At 49.1% G+C, this 1,111-nt stretch carries 2 protein-coding genes and 1 pseudogene; 2 read left to right on the plus strand and 1 reads right to left on the minus strand.

Features of this window, described 5'->3' with window-relative positions; translation table 11 throughout:
- The coding region (locus tag EJP87_RS16920) for a DUF4351 domain-containing protein (protein WP_130472990.1) at positions 1-436 on the plus strand (436 nt) is incomplete at its 5' end.
- A gap of 142 nt (positions 437-578) precedes the next feature.
- On the plus strand, positions 579-995 hold the full coding sequence (locus tag EJP87_RS16925; RefSeq protein ID WP_130472991.1) for a hypothetical protein: 417 nt from the start codon (positions 579-581) through the stop codon (positions 993-995).
- On the opposite strand, the pseudogene EJP87_RS18765 reads toward EJP87_RS16925, so the two are convergent.
- A pseudogene (locus EJP87_RS18765) lies at positions 983-1,111 on the minus strand (IS630 family transposase); the annotation flags it as partial. The gene EJP87_RS16925 and the pseudogene EJP87_RS18765 sit on opposite strands and share 13 nt — an antisense overlap.

A 1,111-nucleotide genomic window follows, 5' to 3' on the forward strand; every position in this document is an offset into this window, starting at 1 on the left:
GGAGCAGTGTGAGGGAATACTTGAAAAGTGGCTTTATTTTATTCGTTATGCGGAAACCTTTGACCGCGTCCCGGAACAGTTGGATCTCCCGCCCTTCCGGCATGCTTTCGAGAAGGCCATGCTGGCCAACATGACCGAGGATGAATTGGATCTGTATGACAAGGCCGGAATTGCCATTGCCGATACACGCGGACGTTTAAAACTGGCGAGAGAAGAGGGGAAGCAAGAAGGACGTGCAGAAGGACGCGCAGAGGGAATTGGGGAAGGGGAAAGGATGGGGATGGCCAATGTGCTTCTGCGGCTATTGCAACAGCGTTTTGGTCAAGTTCCAGACGAGATAAAGGCCAAGGTGACCGCTGCCGCACGCCCACGGCTGGAGCGCTGGACAGGCGGTATTTTAGAGGCAAAGGGGCTGGAGGATCTTTTTGCCGATTGATTGCAAGCCAGTCCCTGTTGTGGTGTGGGCAAGGAGGATGAAGGGCAGCGCTGCGGACAGACTTGCTCCGCAGCGCTCTTTTTTTTGTGTAATTTATTTCTTATATTATCGTTTGACTGGTATTCAGATTTAGATTATCATCATGACAAATTTTGTTCGGATAGGTGCTTTTGCAATCGGTCAATCTGGGGTTGGCAAAATGTTTCAATTGAATGGTAATCATATGGATGAATTGTCAAAATACACGAAACTCTCCAACCTGTTTATTGAATGTTATGTCAATTTCTACACAAATCCTTTGCGGCTTGGTCGTTGCGAAAATGACTACAGAGAGGATGAATCTGCCTGGAAGTTAAAGCGAGATGCGGTTGTGCAACGTATCAGGAGGTATTTGGAGGCTGGAAGTCAGATGCAGTGGAAAGGTGTTGCCAACTTAATGCATCTGTCTGCTTTTGATGAGGCGTTGCACGAAGCGGGCATGGAGGATATGGTTTACCGTGATTCTCCTCTCCGTCATAAAGTGCACGGCAGAGAGTGGCTAGTGGGTCAACAAAGCTGAATTGACGGGTAGAGACGCCCCAATTTGATCCTCGCATCTTGGGTCGTAAACTGCCAATTCACCTTGCAGTCTCTCCGATTGCGCTCTGTTTCCCACGCGGAAACTTCCCTGTCCAG

It is taken from the genome of Candidatus Magnetaquicoccus inordinatus, from assembly GCF_004217665.1.
In the GTDB taxonomy this organism is placed as follows: domain Bacteria; phylum Pseudomonadota; class Magnetococcia; order Magnetococcales; family Magnetaquicoccaceae; genus Magnetaquicoccus; species Magnetaquicoccus inordinatus.

Excerpts from the sequence above, each read along its gene's own strand:
- EJP87_RS16925 (WP_130472991.1), top strand. The coding sequence starts at position 579 with ATGACAAATTTTGTTCGGATAGGTGCTTTTGCAATCGGTCAATCTGGG.